This window comes from Paracoccus jiaweipingae, assembly GCF_044335505.1.
In the GTDB taxonomy this organism is placed as follows: domain Bacteria; phylum Pseudomonadota; class Alphaproteobacteria; order Rhodobacterales; family Rhodobacteraceae; genus Paracoccus.
In genome coordinates this window covers 41,918-60,519 of record NZ_JBISBS010000004.1, presented here as the reverse complement: position 1 = coordinate 60,519, position 18,602 = coordinate 41,918, and the positions used below count along the sequence as shown (strand labels likewise).

General features: G+C 66.9%; 17 protein-coding genes. 11 read left to right on the top strand and 6 right to left on the bottom strand.

The window, feature by feature from the left end:
* The first annotated feature begins 10 nt into the window (after window positions 1-10).
* The 10 genes from ACFXP9_RS08755 (at window position 11) to ACFXP9_RS08710 (ending at window position 10,620) form a co-directional block, all read left to right on the top strand.
* Entirely contained in the window at window positions 11-676 is a 666-nt protein-coding gene (locus tag ACFXP9_RS08755) for an amino acid ABC transporter permease (RefSeq protein WP_397209100.1), read from the top strand.
* Between the two features lie 13 nt (window positions 677-689).
* Entirely contained in the window at window positions 690-1,343 is a 654-nt protein-coding gene (locus ACFXP9_RS08750; protein ID WP_397209101.1) for an amino acid ABC transporter permease, read from the top strand.
* Window positions 1,336-2,058 (top strand): amino acid ABC transporter ATP-binding protein, encoded by a 723-nt coding sequence (locus ACFXP9_RS08745; protein WP_397209102.1) that lies wholly within the window; start codon window positions 1,336-1,338, stop codon window positions 2,056-2,058. Before ACFXP9_RS08750 ends, ACFXP9_RS08745 begins: the two co-directional genes overlap by 8 nt.
* Window positions 2,059-2,065: 7 nt before the next feature.
* Window positions 2,066-3,283, top strand: a complete 1,218-nt coding sequence (locus ACFXP9_RS08740) for an NAD(P)/FAD-dependent oxidoreductase (protein WP_397209103.1) — start codon at window positions 2,066-2,068, stop codon at window positions 3,281-3,283.
* 1 nt (window position 3,284) lies between these two features.
* Window positions 3,285-4,289, top strand: coding sequence for a 4-hydroxyproline epimerase (locus tag ACFXP9_RS08735; protein WP_397209104.1), 1,005 nt, complete (start codon window positions 3,285-3,287; stop codon window positions 4,287-4,289).
* On the top strand, window positions 4,289-5,332 hold the full coding sequence (locus ACFXP9_RS08730) for a trans-3-hydroxy-L-proline dehydratase (protein WP_397209105.1): 1,044 nt from the start codon (window positions 4,289-4,291) through the stop codon (window positions 5,330-5,332). The genes ACFXP9_RS08735 and ACFXP9_RS08730 overlap by 1 nt, the downstream gene beginning before the upstream one ends.
* Window positions 5,333-5,557: 225 nt before the next feature.
* Window positions 5,558-7,603 carry a TonB-dependent receptor plug domain-containing protein gene (locus ACFXP9_RS08725; RefSeq protein WP_397210162.1) on the top strand — a complete coding sequence of 682 codons (2,046 nt, stop codon included), beginning with the start codon at window positions 5,558-5,560 and terminating at the stop codon, window positions 7,601-7,603.
* Between the two features lie 7 nt (window positions 7,604-7,610).
* Complete coding sequence (locus ACFXP9_RS08720) at window positions 7,611-8,195, top strand: biliverdin-producing heme oxygenase (RefSeq protein ID WP_397210160.1); 585 nt, start codon at window positions 7,611-7,613, stop codon at window positions 8,193-8,195.
* A gap of 305 nt (window positions 8,196-8,500) precedes the next feature.
* On the top strand, window positions 8,501-9,601 hold the full coding sequence (locus ACFXP9_RS08715; RefSeq protein ID WP_397209110.1) for a glycosyltransferase family protein: 1,101 nt from the start codon (window positions 8,501-8,503) through the stop codon (window positions 9,599-9,601).
* 98 nt (window positions 9,602-9,699) lie between these two features.
* Window positions 9,700-10,620 carry an ornithine cyclodeaminase family protein gene (locus ACFXP9_RS08710; RefSeq protein WP_397209111.1) on the top strand — a complete coding sequence of 307 codons (921 nt, stop codon included), beginning with the start codon at window positions 9,700-9,702 and terminating at the stop codon, window positions 10,618-10,620.
* A gap of 190 nt (window positions 10,621-10,810) precedes the next feature.
* On the opposite strand, the gene ACFXP9_RS08705 is transcribed toward ACFXP9_RS08710, so the two are convergent.
* Together ACFXP9_RS08705 and ACFXP9_RS08700 are read right to left on the bottom strand one after the other, a co-directional pair.
* Entirely contained in the window at window positions 10,811-11,185 is a 375-nt protein-coding gene (locus tag ACFXP9_RS08705; protein WP_397209112.1) for a DoxX family protein, read from the bottom strand.
* 85 nt (window positions 11,186-11,270) lie between these two features.
* Entirely contained in the window at window positions 11,271-12,512 is a 1,242-nt protein-coding gene (locus ACFXP9_RS08700) for an MFS transporter (RefSeq protein WP_397209113.1), read from the bottom strand.
* Window positions 12,513-12,621: 109 nt separating this feature from the next.
* On the opposite strand from ACFXP9_RS08700, the gene ACFXP9_RS08695 reads away from it, so the two are divergent.
* Entirely contained in the window at window positions 12,622-13,209 is a 588-nt protein-coding gene (locus tag ACFXP9_RS08695; RefSeq protein ID WP_397209114.1) for a glutathione S-transferase family protein, read from the top strand.
* Here the strand turns inward: ACFXP9_RS08695 and ACFXP9_RS08690 are convergent.
* From ACFXP9_RS08690 to leuS, 4 genes are read right to left on the bottom strand one after another with little or no spacing between them, the layout of a single operon-like run.
* Window positions 13,206-14,444 (bottom strand): BaiN/RdsA family NAD(P)/FAD-dependent oxidoreductase, encoded by a 1,239-nt coding sequence (locus ACFXP9_RS08690; RefSeq protein ID WP_397209156.1) that lies wholly within the window; start codon window positions 14,442-14,444, stop codon window positions 13,206-13,208. The two genes, ACFXP9_RS08695 and ACFXP9_RS08690, sit on opposite strands and share 4 nt — an antisense overlap.
* 8 nt (window positions 14,445-14,452) lie before the next feature.
* The gene (gene holA / locus ACFXP9_RS08685; RefSeq protein ID WP_397209115.1) at window positions 14,453-15,478 is read right to left on the bottom strand and encodes a DNA polymerase III subunit delta; all 1,026 of its coding nucleotides are present in this window, start codon (window positions 15,476-15,478) and stop codon (window positions 14,453-14,455) included.
* On the bottom strand, window positions 15,475-15,996 hold the full coding sequence (gene lptE, locus ACFXP9_RS08680) for an LPS assembly lipoprotein LptE (RefSeq protein WP_397209117.1): 522 nt from the start codon (window positions 15,994-15,996) through the stop codon (window positions 15,475-15,477). The genes holA and lptE overlap by 4 nt, the downstream gene beginning before the upstream one ends.
* Window positions 15,983-18,589, bottom strand: coding sequence for a leucine--tRNA ligase (leuS, locus tag ACFXP9_RS08675; protein WP_397209118.1), 2,607 nt, complete (start codon window positions 18,587-18,589; stop codon window positions 15,983-15,985). The genes lptE and leuS overlap by 14 nt, the downstream gene beginning before the upstream one ends.
* Between the last annotated feature and the right edge of the window lie 13 nt (window positions 18,590-18,602).

Here is an 18,602-nt window from a genome sequence, read left to right as displayed (position 1 = left end):
GGAAAAGAACGTGTTCAACTATACCTTCCAATGGCGGCAGGCGTTTCGTGCCTTGCCGCAGATGCTGGATGGCGCGCTGGTCACGATGCAGATCGCAATTTTGTCGATGCTGATCGGGGTCTTTTTCGCCGTTCTGCTGGCCGCCGCCCGCAATTCCGGCAATCGCTGGCTGGCCGCGCCCGCAACCGCCTGGGTCGAGGTCGCCCGCAACACCCCGGCGCTGTTCCAGATCTATATGGCGCATTTCGGGCTGGGGTCGTTCGGCCTTCACCTGTCGCCCTATGCCGCGCTGCTGGGGGGCATTGCCTTTAACAATGCCGGCTATCTGGCGGAAACATTTCGTGGGGCGCTGCGTGCCATTCCCGCCACCCAGACCCGCGCCGCGCGGTCGCTGGGGATGGGCGCGGTCCAGTCGTTTCGCCTGATCGTCGTGCCGCAGATGTTCCGCATCGCTTTTCTGCCGACCACCAACCAGATGGTCTGGGCCATCCTGATGACATCGCTTGGGGTGACGGTAGGGATGAATACCGACCTTGCGGGCGTGACGCAGGACCTGAATGCGCGCAGCTTCCGCACATTCGAATTCTTTGCCCTGGCTGCGGTGCTATATTACCTTATCGCCAAGGCGATCACGCTGGGTGCGCGCCTGCTGGCCTGGCGCATGTTCCGGTATTGAAGGGGGGTGACAGATGTTTGAAACCGCACTGACCCTGAACGACCTGATGTTTCTGGCCAAAGGCGCCGGGCTGACCCTGATGATCACCGCCATCGCGGTGACCGGCGGCACCCTGCTGGGGATCGTGTTCGGCACCCTGCGCAGCCAGATCAGCCCGTGGCTGGCCTTGCCGCTGACCTTTGTGCTGGACATCTTCCGGTCCGTTCCGCTGTTGATCCAGCTGATTCTGGCGAATGCCTTTCAGGCCATTGCCGGGCTGAACTGGCCGCCATTCACGACCTCGTGCCTTGTGCTGGCGCTGTATTGTTCGGCCTATTGCACGGAAATCGTGCGCGGCGCGATTGACGCCGTGCCCCATGTCACCCGCCGCGCGGCGCGGTCGCTGGGGCTGTCCTGGCGGCAGGACATGACCCATATCGTCTTTCCCATGGCGCTGCGTGTGGCGCTGCCAAGCTGGATCGGGCTTGTGCTGGGGGTGATGAAGGACAGCGCGCTGGTGCTGTGGCTGGGTATTATCGAGCTGCTGCGCGCATCCCAGATCCTTGTGACACGGCTGCAAGAGCCGATGTTCATCCTGCTTGTAACCGGCGCGATCTATTTCGCGCTCAGCTTCCCCATCGCCCGCCTTGGCGGTCGCCTTGAAAAACGGTGGCGTGAAAATGATTGAGATTCAGAACGTTCGTAAATCCTTCGGCGCACTTGAGGTGCTGAAAGGGATCAACCTGACCGTCGACAAGGGCGAGGTGCTGACCATTATCGGCGGCTCTGGCTCGGGCAAGTCGACGCTGCTGACCTGCATCAACGGGCTGGAACCGATTCAGGGTGGCCGCATCATCGTGGACGGCACCGATGTGCACGCCCGCGACACCGACCTGAACAAGCTGCGTCAGAAGCTGGGGATCGTGTTCCAGCAATGGAACGCCTTTCCGCATCTGACGGTGCTGGAAAACGTCATGCTGGCGCCGCGCAAGGTCAAGGGCATGTCGCGCGCGCAGGCCGAAGAGGTCGCCGTGCATCAGCTGACCCATGTCGGACTTGGCGACAAGCTGAAGGTCTATCCGGGGCGGCTGTCGGGTGGTCAGCAACAGCGCATGGCGATTGCCCGCGCGCTGGCGATGTCGCCCGAATACATGCTGTTCGACGAGGTGACATCCGCCCTTGACCCGCAACTGGTGGGCGAGGTGCTGGACACGCTGCGGATGCTGGCGACCGAGGGGATGACGATGATCTGCGTCACGCACGAGATGAAATTCGCGCGCGAGGTCTCGGACCGGGTGGCGTTCTTTCATCAGGGCGTGATGGCGGAAATCGCCGCGCCGGACCAGTTGTTCGACGCCCCGAAATCGCCCGAATTGCAAAAATTCCTAGCCGCAACGCATTGAGGTCCGCATGAGCGATGTGATCGTCGTTGGCGCCGGGGTCGTGGGCCTGTCGGTGGCGCTGTCGGCGCAAGCGCGGGGGCTGTCGGTCACGGTGATCGACCGCGACGGCCCCGCCGCCGGGGCCAGCGCCGGAAATGCCGGGGCCTTTGCCTTCAGCGATATTTTCCCGCTGGCCTCGCCACGCATTATCCGGCAGGCGCCGAAATGGCTGCTGGACCCGCTGGGGCCGCTGTCGGTGCCGCCGCGCTATGCCGCGCGGATCGTGCCGTGGATGTGGCGGTTCTGGCGTGCCAGCCGGCCGCTTCAGGTGCGGGCCTCGACGCTGGCGCAAACGGCGCTGATGGCGCGGTCGCGCGATGCGCTGACCCCGTTTCTGGACCGCGCCGGGCTGACCCATATGCTGCGCCGTGACGGCCAGTTGCAGGTCTATGAGGGGCTGCGCGACTTTCGTGCCAGCCTGCCCGCATGGCAGGCCCGCGCCGAACAGGGCATTGAATTTCAGCACCTGACCGGCGACCAGATCGCCAGCATCCAGCCCGGTCTGGCGCCGCGTTTTACCCATGCCACCTTTACCCCCGGCTGGTATGCGATCAGCGACCCGCGCGATTACACGCTGGCGCTGGCCGACCGGGTGCGGGCGGCGGGCGGCCAGATCCTGCGGGCGCGGGCCACGGCCCTGACCGGCGACGGGGTAATGACCGATGCCGGGCCGATGCGGGGCCGGGTGGTGCTGGCGGCGGGGGCGTTTTCGCACCATCTGACGCGCAGCGTCGGCGCCCGCATCCCGCTTGAGACCGAGCGCGGTTACAACACCACCCTGCCGGCCGGGGCGTTCGACCTGCGCACCCAGATCACCTTTGGCGGGCATGGGTTCGTGGTGACGCGGCTCAGCTCGGGGATACGGGTGGGCGGTGCGGTGGAACTGGGCGGGCTGTCGCTGCCGCCCAATTTCGCCCGCGCCGAGGCGATGCTGAAAAAGGCGGCGGCGTTCCTGCCGGGGCTGCGCAGCGACGGCGGGACGCAATGGATGGGCTTTCGCCCGTCGCTGCCCGACAGCCTGCCGGTGATCGGCCCGCTGGCGGCCTGTCCCAACACCATCTGCGCCTTTGGTCACGGTCATCTGGGCCTGACCCAATCGGCGGGCACGGCGGATATCGTGGCCGATCTGCTGACCGGGCGCGACCCGGCGCTTGACCTTTCACCCTTCTCTGCTTCGCGGTTCTGACATGACGCAATATATCTTTCCCTGCATCGACGGCCACACCTGCGGCAACCCGGTCCGCCTTGTCACCGGCGGCGCCCCCCGGCTTGAGGGGGCGGATATGCTGGAAAAACGCGCCCATTTCCTGCGCGAATTCGACTGGGTGCGCACTGGCCTGATGTTCGAACCGCGCGGCCATGACATGATGTCGGGGTCGATCCTGTATCCGCCGACGCGGCCCGATTGCGATGTCGCGGTGCTGTTCATCGAAACCTCGGGCTGTTTGCCGATGTGCGGGCATGGCACCATCGGCACCATCACCATGGCCATCGAAAACGGCCTGATCACCCCGCGCGAACCGGGGCGGCTGTCGATCGAGACGCCGGCGGGCAAGGTTGACATCACCTATCGTCAGGAAGGCCGCTTCGTCGAAGAGGTCCGGCTGACCAATGTGCCGGGCTTTCTGTATGCCGAGGGGCTGACGGCGCAGGTCGAGGGTCTGGGCGAAATCGTCGTCGATGTTGCCTATGGCGGTAATTTCTATGCCATTGTCGAGCCGCAGAAGAATTTCCGCGACATGGCCGACCACAGCGCCGGGCAGTTGATCGACTGGTCGCCCAAGCTGCGCGCCGCCCTGAACCAGAAATATGATTTCGTGCATCCCGAGCACCCGGCCATCCGCGGCTTGTCGCATATTCAATGGACGGGCGCGCCGACCGTGGCCGGGGCGCATGGGCGCAACGCGGTATTTTACGGTGACAAGGCCATTGACCGCAGTCCCTGCGGCACCGGCACCTCGGCCCGGATGGCGCAACTGGCGGCCAGGGGCAGGCTGACCACGGGTGATGAATTCTGGCATGAATCCATCATCGGCAGCATCTTCAAGGGCCGGGTCGAGGCCGCCACCACCGTCGCCGGACGCCCCGCCATCATCCCCTCGATCGCGGGATGGGCGCGGCAGACGGGGCTGAACACGATCTATATCGACGCCGAACGCGACCCGTTCGCGCATGGTTTCGTGGTGCGCTGATGCGCAGTTCCAAAACCATCCACGTCATTTCCGCCCATGCCGAGGGCGAGGTGGGCGATGTCATCGTCGGCGGTGTCGCCCCGCCGCCGGGCGACACGGTCTGGGACCAAAGCCGCTGGATTGCGCGGGACGGGGTGCTGCGCAATTTCGTGCTGAACGAACCGCGCGGCGGTGTATTCCGGCATGTCAACCTGCTGGTGCCGCCCCGGCACCCCGACGCGGACGCGGCTTTCATCATCATGGAGCCAGAGGACACGCCGCCAATGTCGGGGTCCAACAGCATCTGCGTGTCCACCGTGCTGCTGGATGCCGGGATCGTGCCGATGACCGAACCCGAAACCCGCATGGTGCTGGAGGCCCCCGGCGGGCTGGTCCATGTCCGGGCCGAATGCCGGGACGGCAAGGCGCAGCGGATCTTTGTGCAGAACCTTCCCAGCTTTGCCGCCACGCTGGACGCCCGGCTGGAGGTCGCGGGGCTGGGGACGCTGTGCGTCGATACCGCCTATGGCGGCGACAGTTTCGTGATTGTCGATGCCGCCGCGCTGGGGCTGGATCTGGTTCAGGCCGAGGCACATGACATTGCCCAGATGGGGGTGCGCATCACCAATGCCGCCAATGCGCAGCTGGGGTTTGCACATCCCGAAAACCCGGATTGGCGGCATATTTCCTTTTGCCTGTTCGCCGGGCCGCTTGCCGATGGCCCGGACGGGTTGCGGGCCGGGGCGGCGGTGGCGATCCAGCCCGGCAAGGTCGACCGTTCGCCCACCGGCACGGCGCTGTCGGCGCGGATGGCGGTGCTGCACGCGCGCGGCCAGATGCGCGCCGGTCAAAGCCTGACGGCGGTGTCGCTGATCGGGTCAACCTTTACCGGGCGCATCATCGGTCAGACGCAGGTTGGTGCGCGCCCCGCGATCATCCCCGAAATCAGCGGGCGCGGCTGGATCACCGGCATTCACCAGCACATGCTGGAACCCGACGACCCGTGGCCGCAGGGCTATCGCCTGTCGGACACATGGGGCGCGCGGCCCCCCGGCCACCGCTGATCACGCCACCCGGCACCACCACCCTGCCCCGCGCGGGTGCCGTCGCGGCGGCCTGTGCGACGGGGGGTGGCGGGCGTCCGGTCGCGGCGGGAACAGCGTGGCGGGAAAGCCACGCCGCGCAGTTACCCAAGTCTTTTTGGCAACTATCCACAGATTTTTAGTTGATGGTTACACTCGGGAATTGGTAAGGGCAAGGAAACCCCTGTCCTCCCAAGGTCTGTTTCCATGCGCTTTGCCCTGCTTCCCCCGCTGGCCCTGACCAGCCTGTCCGCCCTGTCGCTGCCGCTGGCGGCGCAGGATGCCGCGACCTCGTTCACGCTGGACCCGATCATGATCCGCGCCACCGGCCTGCCGGTGACCCAGTTCGACAGCGCCTCGACCGTCAGCGTCGTGACGGCGGACGATATTGGCCGCGACACCGGCAGCGTGGCGGAACTGCTGGCCGATATTCCCGGCATCCGCATCGACGAAGAGGGCATCCAGCGCCTGCGCATCCGGGGCGAGGCCGCAAGCCGCGTCGCCGTCAAGATCGACGGCCAGTTGCTGAGCGACCATTCCGGTTACGGCCAGCCGATCCTGATCGACCCCGCCGCCATCGACCGGATCGAGGTGATCCGGGGCGCCTCGTCCGTGGCGCAGGGCACACAGGCCGTGGGCGGGGTGATCAACATCATCACCAAGGGCGGCATCGACCGGCCCTTTGGCGGCAGTGTCACCGCCGGGGCCTATTCCGCGACCGGGGGGTTCCGGCTGGCCGCCGATCTGGGCGGCAGCAGCGGCAGCTTTGACTGGCGGCTGACGCTGGGGCGGCGTTATCACGGCAACCGTCAGACGCCGGATGGCGAATTGCCCGAATCCGGCTGGAACGACAAAAGCGCGGCGGCGCATCTGGGCTATCGCATGGGTCAGCATTATGTCGGGATCAAGGCGCAGGCCTATGACCTGTCGGCCAAAATGTTCCCCGAATATTACAGCCCGGCGATCACCGATTTCCGCATCGACCTGCCGGAACGCAAGCTGCGCAAGATCGGTGCGTTTTACGAGGGCACCGACCTGACGCCCTGGCTGACCACGCTGCGCGTCGATGCCTATCGCCAGACCATCGACCGCCAGTTCAGCAATGCGATCACGGTGATGACCCCCTATCCCGGTGCGCCGCGCCCGGTGCCCTACAGCGTGGTGGCGGGGTCGGATGACAGCCAGACCATGACCGGGCTGAACCTGCGCGCCGATCTTGGCCTTGCCCCCGGCCAGCGCACCGCCATCGGGCTGGATTATGTCCGTGATGTGCTGGACGCGGTAAAGCTGACCAGCCACGGCGTGGCGCCGCGTTTTGCGCAAACGCGCCGCGATATCCGGGCCAGCCTGACCACGACATCGGTCTGGGCGCAGCACGAGGTCGACCTGACCCCGATCCTGACCGGCACATTCGGGGCGCGCTGGTATCACCTTGGCTCGGATCTGGACAGGCTGGTCAAGGATGGCGTCGCGCAGGGCAAGGCCAGCAATGGCGACAGCCGCTGGATCGGGTCGGCGGGGCTGGTCTGGGCGGTGCAGGACGGGCTGGCGCTGCGGGCCAACCTGTCGCAGGGCTATACCTATCCGACGCTGCAACAGCTTTATGTGCCCTCGACCGGGGGCGGCCAGACCATCAACCCGAATGCCGACCTGAAGCCCGAACAATCCACCACGTTCGAACTGGGCGCGCGTCTGGACCGGGACGGCACCATGCTGGATGCGACGCTGTTTTACAGCCGCGCCCGCGACTATATCACCAAGGCGGCACAGCCCGGCCCCTATCCGGGGCGCGAGGTGCTGGCATGGCAGAATGTCGAAAGCGCCCGCAGCTGGGGCCTTGAACTGGCGGCCGAGGCCGCTGCCGGCTTCTGGGGTCTGCGCGGCTATGGCAACCTGACGGTCATGCGGCGGCAACTGGAACTGGCCAGCGGTCAGCGCAGCTTCAAATCCGGCACCCCACAGGTCTTTGGCCGCATCGGCCTGCAAAAGGACTGGCAGATGGCGGGCGTTGACGGCAGCCTTGATCTGTTCCTGCGCGGCGCGGGCCGGGCCGAGGATTTCGACACCTCGGAATACCGTCAGACCCGCGCGGCGGGCTATGCCACGCTGAACCTGGCGACGCAGGTCAACCTGCCCCAGGACGTGACGATGACGATCGAGGCGCTGAATCTGCTGAACAAATCCTACAACCCCATCGACGAGGCCCCCGGTGCGGAACGGTCCGTCAATATCATGTTCAACAAGCGTTTCTGAGGATCAGATGAACCACACCACCACCCCCGACAGCCGTGCCAAGCGCCTGAAAGCCCGCACCGAGGCCACGCATGACGCGCTGGACAAGACCGTCATGGCTGCCCAACCCTTTGCCAGCCGCCAGAATTACCTGCGTTTCGCGCAGATGCAGCACCGCTTTCACCGCGACATCGCGGCGCTGTTCGACGACGCGGCGCTGATCCCCGACCTGCCGGGGCGTCAGCGGCTGGCCGATATCACGCAGGATCTGGCCGATCTGGGGGCCGCGCCGCGCGACCCCGATGCCGCGCCCGCATTGGCCGCGGATGTGGACCTGCCGACCGCGCTGGGGTGGCTGTATGTGGCCGAGGGGTCCAATCTGGGCGCGGCCTTCCTGCGCAAATTCGCCGCCAAGCTGGGGCTGTCGGATGATTTCGGCGCCCGCCACCTTGCCGGCGCCCCCGAGGGCCGCGCCCGGCACTGGCAAAGCTTCATCGCCGCGCTGGACGCGGTCGATCTGACCCCCGCGCAAGAGGACGCCGTGACCGCCGGGGCCGATGCCGCCTTTGCCCGCGTTCATGCGCTGGCGCAGGATATGCTGGCGCAGGGCTGACCGCCCGTCCGGGGCGCGCCACCCGCGCGGCCCCGGATCACCCGCCCCCCCCCGGGACCGGTGTCGCGGCGCGGCGCGTAACGGGCGGCGACCCCATGGGCCACGCCGCGCGGGCATCAGCGCCGCCGCGACCGGCCTGCCGCCGGGGTGGTCATGGCGCCGCTGCCGGGGCTGGGGACCGGTCGCCCGCTTGACACCGCGCGGGCCGGGGTTCAGACCCGTGGGGTCATCGGGTGCGCGGGCTGATGGCCGGCGCCGATGCGTTGCGCCGCAGCCCTGCCCACCCCTTTCAATGGGCAGCCGGCGTGACCAACCTGATCTATCTTTCCCCCGTTCCGTGGAACAGCTTCGCGCAGCGCCCGCATAAATTCGCGGCGTGGTTTCACGACCGCCACAGGGGCCGGGTGCTGTGGGTCGACCCTTACCCGACCCGGCTGCCCAAGCTGTCCGACCTGCGCCGCCTGTCCGCCCCCGCGACCGACGGCGGCGGCACCCCGCGCCCCGACTGGTTGCAGGTGACCGGCCTGCGCAGCCTGCCGGTCGAGCCGCTGCCCGGCGCGCAGCACCTGAACCGCCAGTTCTGGCGCGCGGCGCTGGCCGGGATGCGGCGCTTTGCTGATGCCGGGCGATGTGTGGTGGTGACGGGCAAGCCCTCGCGCTTTGCGCTGGCGGCGCTGGATGCGCTGGCCGACCTGCCGCGCATTCATGACGCGATGGATGATTTCCCCGCCTTTTACGACGGGTTTTCCCGCCGCGCGATGCTGCGGACCGAGGCCGCGATGGCGCGGCGGGTCGATACGGTCTGGGCCTCGGGCGTGCAGTTGTATCGGCACTGGCAGGGGCTGCACCCCGATGTGCGGCTGGTGCCCAACGGGCTGGACCCGGCCAGCCTGCGCGGTGTGGGAACGGTCATGCCCGACCCGCAACAGCCGGTGATCGGCTATCTGGGGACGGTGGCGGGCTGGTTCGACTGGCCGCTGGTGGTGGCGCTGGCGCGGCTGGTGCCACAGGCGGTGGTGCCGGTGATCGGTCCGCGCCACGGGACGGTGCCGCGTGATCTGCCGGGCAATATCCGCCTGTTGCCCCCGTGCGAGCAGGGACAGGCCATGACCCGCATGGCGGGGTTCGACATCGGGCTGATCCCGTTTCGCCGCGACCGGCTGACGGCCTCGGTCGACCCGATCAAGTTTTATGAATACCGGGCGCTGGGGATGCCGGTGATCTCGACCCCGTTTGGGGATATGGCCGCTCGGGGTGGGCAGGACGGGGTGTTTCTGGTGCAGGGCGCGGGTGACCTGCCCGCCGCCATTCAGGCCGCCCGCCAGCAGGTCGGCCCGCGCCGCATCGACCCGGCCTTCGCCCGCGACAACAGCTGGCAGGCGCGGTTCGACGCAACCGGGCTGTAAGGTCCGGCGCCAAGGCGCGGGTGGGCGGTGGCCTCGCCGGTTGCGCTGGCCCGCCCCAGCCCCTAGCCTTGGCCCGACCACAGACACGAGGCCCCCCCATGACCGTCACCCTGATCGGCCCCGAGGCCGAAGCCAAGCTGGACTGGATCGCCCTGACCGATGCCATCCGCGCCGCCCATGACCTGCCGCAGGCGCAGATCGCTGACAGCTTTCTGTATCGCGGCGACGACACGCTGCTGACCCGCAGCGCGTGGATCGACGGGCTGGGGCTGGCGGTGAAACCGGCGACGATCTTTCCGGGCAATCCGGCGCGGGGGATCGGCATGGTGAACGGGGCGGTGAACCTGTTTGACGATGCCACAGGGGTGCTGCGCGCGATTGTCGATTTCCATCTGGTGACCAAGTGGAAGACAGCGGGCGACAGCCTGTTATCGGCGCGGCTGCTGGCGCGGGCGGATGCCAATGACATCCTGATCGTCGGCGCGGGCAAGGTCGCCGCCAGCATGATCGGGGCCTATCGCGCCATCCGCCCCAAGGCCCGGTTCACCATCTGGAACCGCAGCGCCGACAGCGCGCGCAAGCTGGCCGATGCCAGCGGTGCCAGCGTGGCCGATGATCTGGAAACCGCGGTGCGCGCGGCGGATATCATCGCCACCACCACCATGACCCGCGACCCGATCATTCGCGGCGAATGGCTGTCGCCGGGCACGCATCTGGACCTGATCGGCGCCTATCGCCCCGACATGCGCGAGGTCGACGACACCGCCCTGACCCGCGCCCGCCTGTTCGTCGACAGCCGCAAGACCACCATCGGCCATATCGGTGAAATCCAGATCCCGCTGGATGCCGGGGTGATCACGCCCGATGACATTCTGGCCGATTTTTACGACATCGCGGCGGGGGCGTGGCGGCGCGACAGCGACGATCAGATCACCATCGCCAAGAATGGCGGCGGCGCGCATCTGGACCTGATGGTGGCGCAATACATTCTGGACGCCGCCGGGCAGGCCGGGGCGTGACGCCGGTCGTCTGACACAGCGGGGCGTGATGGGGGGCGTGGTTGGACCCGGTGGGGGCGGTCTGACCCCGCTTTTGGGGTCGCCCGATTCCTTGACCGTTGGGACCGCCCGCCTCTTGGTCGCCGGGGCAATGGCCCCTGCGCGTCGGGGGCGGTTATCCGCCCCCGCCCGTTGTCACATCCGCACCGGATCAGGCGCGGCGCAGGCTGAACCCGGCCAGCGCCAGCAGGCCGCCGAAAATGCCGGTATTCTTGATAAAGTTCTGCAATTCGTGGGCGCGCTCGACCCCTTCGAAATTCCAGAAATCATGCAGGGTCAGGTTGATGGCAATGACCAGCGCCGCCAGCACCAGCGCCGACACGCCGGTAAAGCGGTTGACGATCAGCGCCAGCCCCAGCACCACCTCGACCGCGCCGGCAAGGGCCAGCAGGACCGGGATGAAGGGCAGGCCGTGATGCTGCATCAGCCCGACATGCATATCCCAGGCGATGAATTTCATCGCGCCGGGGACAAGGAAATACAGGCCCAGAATCACCCGGCCCGTGGCGGTCAGAAAAGCGTTCATATCGGTTCTTCCGCTTGGTGAAAGGCTGACCGGTCTAGGCGCGTTGCTGCTGCGGCGCAAGGTGTCCAAGTAAAATGATCGGGTTTCAGCCTGCGACCAACTGCCTCGGGGTGTGTTCGCGCACGGGCAGATGGATCAGCGCGCTGAAGGCCCCGACGCCGATGCCGATCCACCAGACCAGCGTGTAATCGCCATAGGCGTCATACAGCCGCCCGCCAAGCCAGACGCCGATAAACGACCCGATCTGGTGGGACAGGAACACGAACCCATACAGCGTCCCCATATAGCGCAGCCCGTAAAGCTGGGCCACCAGCCCCGAGGTCAGCGGCACCGTCGCCAGCCACAGCGCCCCCATCGACAGCGAAAACAACAGCACCGTCGCCGGGGTGATCGGCGTCAGGATAAAGGCCGCCGCCACGATGGTGCGCAACGCATAGATCCCCGCCAGCAGGTATTTCTTGGAATAGCGCTTTCCCAGCCAGCCCGCCGTGATTGTGCCCGCCATATTCGCCAGCCCGATGACCGAGATCGCCACCGCCCCCAGCGCCGAGGTCGAGCTGATGCCAATCGCCGCCAGCGACCCCAGCGGGCTGATCGGGCCGCACATTTCGGTGATCATGGCGGGGAAATGGGCGGTGATGAAACCCAGCTGATAGCCGCAGGAAAAGAACCCGGCAAAGATCATCAGATAGCTTGGATCAGCAAAGGCGCGGCGCAGGACGATGCCCATGCCCGCCTCGGTCGCGGCCAGCGGGCGGGGCCTGTCATTTCCCAACAGCGGCAGAAACGCCATTGCCGACAGGATCAGCGCGGCAAAGATCACAAAGACCGTCTGCCACGGGAATTGGGTCAGCAGGGCCTCGGCCAGCGGGGCGCCGATCACCTGTCCGGCGGACCCGGCGGCGGTGGCGATGCCAAGGGCAAGGCTGCGGTTTTCGTCGCTGGCGGCGCGGCCCACCACCGCCAGAATGACGCCAAAGCCGGTGCCCGCGATGCCAAAGCCCACGATGATTTCCAGCAGCTGATGCGCCTGCGGGGTGGTGGCAAAGGATGACAGCACCAGCCCGCCCGCATACATCAGCGCGCCCGCAACCACCGCCACCCGGTCGCCCCAGCGTTCGGCCACCATGCCAAACAGCGGCTGCCCGATGCCCCAGGCCAGGTTCTGGATGGCGATGGCCAGCGAAAATTCCGCCCGAGGCCAGCCGAATTCCTGCGCGATGGGAATTTGGAACACCCCGAAACTGGCCCGCAGCGCAAAGCCGATCATCAGGATGACGGACCCGCCGATCAGGACCGGCGTGAACAGGCGCGCGCGTTCGGACATCAGCGTTCCCCCCCAAAGGCCCTGCATCAGCGGCCACAGGCGGGCAAATGTCAATCGCCATTCCCGCGCGGCCGTGGCATCATTGGCGGGATGCAACGGGGGGGACAGGATGTATCAGGTCATCGGAACAGGCCAAAGCCGCGCCATGCGGGTCTTGTGGATGCTGGAGGAGCTGGGCCAGCCCTATCAGCACATCGCCGCCGCGCCGCGATCCGAGGGGGTGACGGCCTTTAACCCCGCGGGCAAGATTCCGGTGCTGGTCGAGGATGGCGTGCCGATCACCGATTCGACCGCGATCATCACCTATCTGGCTGACAAGCACGGCGCGCTGACCCACCCCGCCGGCACGCTGGACCGGGCGCGGCAGGACAGCCTGACCCAGTTCCTGCTGGATGAATTCGACGCCAATCTGTGGATGGCCGCGCGGCATTCCTTTGTCCTGCCCGAGGACAAGCGCCTGTCCGGGATCAAGAACACCCTGCGCTGGGAATTCGAGCGCAGCCAGACCACCCTGATCCATCGCATCGGCGAGGGGCCGTTCGTCATGGGTGCGCAAATGACGGTGCCCGACATTATTCTGACCCATTGCCTGACATGGGCGCTGGCGGCGCGGTTCCCCATCGTCGCGCATGAACTGACCACCTATCTGGACCGGATGCGCGCCCGACCGGCGTTTCAGCGCGCGGCGGGGGCCTAGCCGGGGTATTTGGGCAACGAAGAAGCGGCCCCGGTGGTCAGCAGGCGGGCCGCGGCGCGTCCGGCATGGCGTCCGGTGGCCAGGCAGGTGGTCAGCAGATAGCCGCCGGTCGGGGCCTCCCAATCCAGCATCTCGCCGGTGGCGAAGGTGCCGGGCAGGGCGGTCAGTTCCAGATCCGGGCTGAGCGCGTCCAGACCGATGCCCCCCGCGCTTGAGATCGCGCGATCCAGACCTGTCGGCCCGTCATGGCGGATCGGCAAGGCCTTGATCAGCGCCGCCAGCATGGCCGGGTCGCGCGGCAGCGGCTGGCCCCATTCCATCAGCAGGGCGGTTCTGACCGGGTCGGACAGGATGCGGCGCAGCCAGTTGCCCACCGATAATTTGCCGCGTGGACGGGTCAGGCGGTTGGTCAGCGTGGCGTGGTCAAGGTCGGGGGTCAGGTCTATGCGACCCGCCGCGCCGTCGCGCAGGGCGCTGGCGATTTCATAGATCCCGCCGCCTTCGGCCCCGTGCCGGGCAATGACCCATTCGCCCCGGCTGCTTAGGCCGCCTGCGTGCAGGGCGGTGCCTTTGACGGCCTGTCCGAAAAACCGCGCCATGGCGGGGGTCCAGCCCACCCGGATTCCCATATTGGCGGGCTGGAACGGGGCAATGCGGATGCCGCAGTCTTCCAGCCATGGCAGCCATGCCGCGTCTGATCCCAGCCGGGGCCAGCTGGCGCCACCCAGCGCCAGAACCGTGATTTGCGCGGCAATCCGTCGGGGGCCTTCGGGGGTGGCAAAGTCCAGCGTGCCGTCATTGGCAAAGCCCTGCCAGCGCCAGCGGGTGCGCAGGCTGACGCCCTGTGCGGTCAGACGCGCCAGCCATGACCGCAGCAGCGGCGAGGCTTTCATGCCCACCGGAAACACCCGCCCGGTCGAGCCGGTAAACAGCGCAATCCCCAGATCCTGCGCCCATGACATCACCTGATCGGGGCCGAAATCGTGCACCATTTGGCGCAGATGCTGAACGGTCAGGGTCGCGTGGGTGCCCGGCGTGGCCGGGCTGTCGATGCGGGCGGCGAAATCGGCGGCGGGTTCGTCCTTGGTCAGGTTCAGCCCCGACTTGCCGGCCATCAGGAATTTGCGGGCCGGGGTGGGCATGGCCTCGGCCATGGTGACGCTGTGGCCGGCCTGCGCCAGTTCCTGCGCCGCCATCAGCCCGGCGGGACCAGCCCCGATGACCAGTGCCTGCACCCGTTCCATCAGCGCCGCCGGGGCATCATGGCCAGCCGGATCAGCGCCCGTTCCACCAGCGCCATCTGCGGCGCGCGGGTCGAGGATCGCAGCGTCAGGTCGGTGTCGACCAGATGCTGGATGGCCTCTTCCAGACGTTGCATTCCCCACGCGCTGGCCTGACGCGCCATGCGGTCGCGGCGCGGGCCAAAGACCGGCGGGCGCAGCCGCCCAAGCCCCGCGACCGGGCCGCCGGGGTCGCTGGCCGCCGCGTGCAGGCCGCGAAAATGGCGCAGCGCGGCGATGCACAGGGTGACGGGGGCGATTCCCTGTGCCTCGATCCGGCGCATCAGCGGGCCAAAGCGTTTGGCATCGCCATCGGCCACGGTGGCGATCAGGTCGTCCAGTTCGGCCTCGATCGTGGCGGGGGCGAGGGCGGCGATTTCGGCGCCGGTCAGCGGGCTGGCATCGCCGTATTTATACAGCGCGATCTTTTCCACCGTCTGGCGGAAATCGCCGGGGTCCAGCGCGCGCGACAGCGACATCAGGTCGGCCATGGCGGGGCGGGGAACCTCGGGCAGGCCGGCATCGGCCAGCCAGCGGGTGACCTCTTCCTCGCCGGGGGGGTCGTCATAGATCGGGGCGGCAACAGCGCGGGCATGGGGTTCGAACAGCTTGCGCAGCGCCGATGATTTGGCCAGCCCGCCCGCCGTGACCACGATCACCGCGTCGCCCTGTGACCATGCCTCAAGTGCGGCGCGGATGGCGGGGGCGGCGGCGTCGGGGGTATCCTCGACCAGCACCACGCGGGGACCGGGGAAAAAGCCGGTGGCCTTGATTTCATCCATCAGCGCGGCGGCGTCGCGGCGCAGATCGGCCCCGGCCAGCCGGGTCAGGCGCATTTCCTGTTCGGCGTTTTCGCCGGTCAGGGATTTGACGGCCTCGGCCCGTTTCAGCGCCACGCGCATGGCGTCCTGACCATAGATCAGCAGCGCCGGGCGGGTCGGGTCGGGCCGCGCCAGATAGCGGGCGATTTCCGCGCCCTTGAGGTTCATGGCCCGGTCGGTGCCGCCGCCATCAGCCGCGTCACCACCTGATCGGCCAGCATCCGGGCCAGCCGGTTGCGTGCATCGCGTTCCGCCGCCACCGTCGCCACCGGGGTGCCGGTCGCGGAATAGGAGGTAAAGCTGCTGACCTGCCCCTGTGTGACCACGCTGCCGCTGGTATCGGTCAGGGTGAAGGCCGCGGTGCCGTTCAGGGAATAGCGGGTGGTGACCTCGTCCGGGGTGATGGCCTGCCCGACCGAGGCGATTCGCAGCGTGTAATCCAGCTGATAGGCGGTCTGGGTCAGCGTCCCCAGCCGTTCGGTCAGGCGCCGGTCAAAGGCGAAATCATCGGCGGACCGGGGTTCGCGCGTGGCGATCTGGCCAAAAATGGCCTGACCCGCGCCCTGTGGCCCATAGACCGGCGTAAAGCCGCAGGCGGCAACCGCCAGCGCCGCCACCAGCACCGCCCGGCGCGGCCATGCCGCGCGGGGGGTATTTGGGCAACGAAGAAGGTCAGGCAACCACATTGACGATCCGTCCCGGCACCACGATCAGCTTTTTCGGCGTGGCGCCTTCCAGGAAGCGTTGCACGGTTTCATCGGCCAGCACCAGTTTTTCGATCTCGTCCTTGGGCATATCCTTGGGGACGGTGATTTCGGCGCGGCGTTTGCCGTTGATCTGGATCGGCAGGGTGACGCTGTCATCTTGCAGCAGCGCCGGGTCGGCCTGTGGCCAAGGGGCGTCGACCACAAGGCCCTGACCGCCGCATTTCTGCCAGATGTCTTCGGCCAGATGCGGGACCATCGGGGCCATCAGTTGCGCCAGAATACGCAGCGCCGCGTGGCGGGGCTCGCCCCCGGCGGGGGATTTGGCGATGGTGTTGGCCAGTTCATACAGCTTGGCGACGGCCTTGTTGAAGGCAAAGCCCTCGATCGCGGCGGTGACATCGGCAATGGCGCGATGCGCGGCGCGGGTCAGGTCGGGGTCGCCGGCCTGCGGCTTGTCCTCGGCCGCGAGGCGCCAGACGCGGGACAGGAATTTGAACGCGGCTTCGGCCCCGGCAGCGGTCCATTCCACGTCGCGTTCGGGCGGGCTGTCGGACAGCATGAACCAGCGCGCGGTATCGGCGCCGAAGGATTGCACGATATTGACCGGGTCAACGACGTTTTTCTTGGATTTCGACATCTTGGCCGAGGGAATGATGTCAAGCTCGACACCGTCTGACTTGCGAAAAGCCTTACCTTCCCTCAACTCAACTTCTTCAGGCAGATAGAACTTGGGACGCCAAACGGTCCTTTCCAACTCTATATCTGCTTCCTTCCCGGTCCCGAAAATAGGCTCGCCCTGCGGTCTGTCAGAGTAAATTTCGTGCGTGACCATGCCCTGCGTGAACAGCGCGTTGAATGGTTCAATCGCGCTGTCGGGCAGGTGGCCGGTTTTCGCCATCGCGCGGGCGAAGAAGCGCGAATACAGCAGGTGCAGGATCGCGTGTTCGATGCCGCCGATATACTGGTCGACATTCATCCAGTAATCGGCATCGGCGCGGTTGGTGGGCGTGTCGGCGTGGGGGCTGGTGAAGCGGGCGTAATACCAAGACGAATCGACGAATGTGTCCATCGTGTCGGTTTCACGCCTTGCCGCCTTGCCGCATTTCGGGCAGGGCACCTGACGCCATGCGTTATGCCGGTCCAGCGGGTTGCCCGGCGTGTCAAAGCTGACATCGCGCGGCAGCAGGACGGGCAGGTTTTCCTTGGCCTCGGGGATGGTGCCGCAGCTGTCGCAATGCACCACCGGGATCGGGCAGCCCCAATAGCGCTGGCGCGAGATGCCCCAGTCGCGCAGGCGGAACTTGGTTTCGCCCTTGCCCCAGCCCTGCTGTTCGGCCACCGCGATGGCGGCATCGACAGCGGCGTCGCCGTTCTGGTCGCTGTCACCGGCAAAGCCGCGGACATAGGTGACGGTTTCCGATTTCGCCGGCACGAAGGGCGCATCGGCCACCAGCGCATCGGCGGCGGCCTGATCCATGCCCGGCTGGCCAAAGGTGGCGCGGATGGGCAGGCCGTATTTGCGGGCGAAATCGTGGTCGCGCTGGTCATGGGCCGGGCTGCCGAACAGGGCGCCGGTGCCGTAATCCATCAGCACGAAATTGGCGACCCAGACCGGCAGTTGCCAGTTCGGGTCCAGCGGATGGCGCACGGTCAGGCCGGTGTCCAGCCCCAGCTTTTCGGCGGTTTCGATCGCTTCGGCGGTGGTGCCGCCTTTGCGGCATTCCTCGGCAAAGGCGGCCAGGGCGGGGTTGCCGTGGGCCAGTTCCTTGGCCAGCGGGTGGTCGGGGCTGATGGCGACAAAGCTGGCCCCCATCAACGTGTCGGGGCGGGTGGTATAGACCTCGATCTGGTCAAAGCCCGCCGGGGCGTTCACCGTGTCAAAGCGGAACTGCAACCCGCGCGATTTGCCGATCCAGTTGGCCTGCATCAGCCGCACCTTTTCCGGCCAGCCCTTCAGCCCGTCCAGCGCGGTCAGCAAGTCGTCGGCATAATCGCTGATGCGGAAAAACCACTGGGTCAGTTCCTTGCGTTCAACCGGGGCGCCGGACCGCCAGCCCTTGCCGTCGATCACCTGTTCATTGGCCAGCACGGTCATGTCGACCGGGTCCCAGTTCACCATCGCAGATTTGCGATAGATCAGCCCGGCCTCCAGCATGTCCAGAAACAATGCCTGCTGCTGGGCGACATAGTCGTCGTCGCAGGTGGCGAATTCGCGCGACCAGTCGATCGACAGGCCAAGCGGTTTCAGCTGGTCGCGCATGGTGGCGATATTGGCATAGGTCCAGTCGCGCGGATGGCCGCCATTTTCCATCGCGGCGTTTTCCGCCGGCATCCCGAAAGCGTCCCAGCCCATCGGGTGCAGCACGGAATAGCCCTGCGCGCGCTTGAACCGCGCCACCACGTCGCCCATGGTATAGTTGCGCACATGCCCCATATGGATGCGCCCCGAGGGATAGGGGAACATCTCAAGCACGTAATATTTCGGGCGCTCGTCACGAATGGCGCGGAAGCTGCCGCGCGTGTCCCATTCCTGTTGCCAGCGCGATTCGCTGTGGGCGGGGTCATAGGACATGCGGCGGCCTTTC

Bases quoted from the DNA above. Each gene is read 5' to 3' on its own strand.
- ACFXP9_RS08720 (WP_397210160.1), top strand. From the start codon at position 7,611: ATGAACCACACCACCACCCCCGACAGCCGTGCCAAGCGCCTGAAAGCC.
- lptE (WP_397209117.1), bottom strand. From the start codon at position 15,996: ATGTGGTTGCCTGACCTTCTTCGTTGCCCAAATACCCCCCGCGCGGCA.
- ACFXP9_RS08725 (WP_397210162.1), top strand. From the start codon at position 5,558: ATGCGCTTTGCCCTGCTTCCCCCGCTGGCCCTGACCAGCCTGTCCGCC.
- ACFXP9_RS08730 (WP_397209105.1), top strand. From the start codon at position 4,289: ATGCGCAGTTCCAAAACCATCCACGTCATTTCCGCCCATGCCGAGGGC.
- ACFXP9_RS08700 (WP_397209113.1), bottom strand. From the start codon at position 12,512: ATGTCCGAACGCGCGCGCCTGTTCACGCCGGTCCTGATCGGCGGGTCC.
- ACFXP9_RS08735 (WP_397209104.1), top strand. From the start codon at position 3,285: ATGACGCAATATATCTTTCCCTGCATCGACGGCCACACCTGCGGCAAC.
- leuS (WP_397209118.1), bottom strand. From the start codon at position 18,589: ATGTCCTATGACCCCGCCCACAGCGAATCGCGCTGGCAACAGGAATGG.
- ACFXP9_RS08750 (WP_397209101.1), top strand. From the start codon at position 690: ATGTTTGAAACCGCACTGACCCTGAACGACCTGATGTTTCTGGCCAAA.
- ACFXP9_RS08745 (WP_397209102.1), top strand. From the start codon at position 1,336: ATGATTGAGATTCAGAACGTTCGTAAATCCTTCGGCGCACTTGAGGTG.
- ACFXP9_RS08740 (WP_397209103.1), top strand. From the start codon at position 2,066: ATGAGCGATGTGATCGTCGTTGGCGCCGGGGTCGTGGGCCTGTCGGTG.
- ACFXP9_RS08705 (WP_397209112.1), bottom strand. From the start codon at position 11,185: ATGAACGCTTTTCTGACCGCCACGGGCCGGGTGATTCTGGGCCTGTAT.
- ACFXP9_RS08710 (WP_397209111.1), top strand. From the start codon at position 9,700: ATGACCGTCACCCTGATCGGCCCCGAGGCCGAAGCCAAGCTGGACTGG.
- holA (WP_397209115.1), bottom strand. From the start codon at position 15,478: ATGAACCTCAAGGGCGCGGAAATCGCCCGCTATCTGGCGCGGCCCGAC.
- ACFXP9_RS08695 (WP_397209114.1), top strand. From the start codon at position 12,622: ATGTATCAGGTCATCGGAACAGGCCAAAGCCGCGCCATGCGGGTCTTG.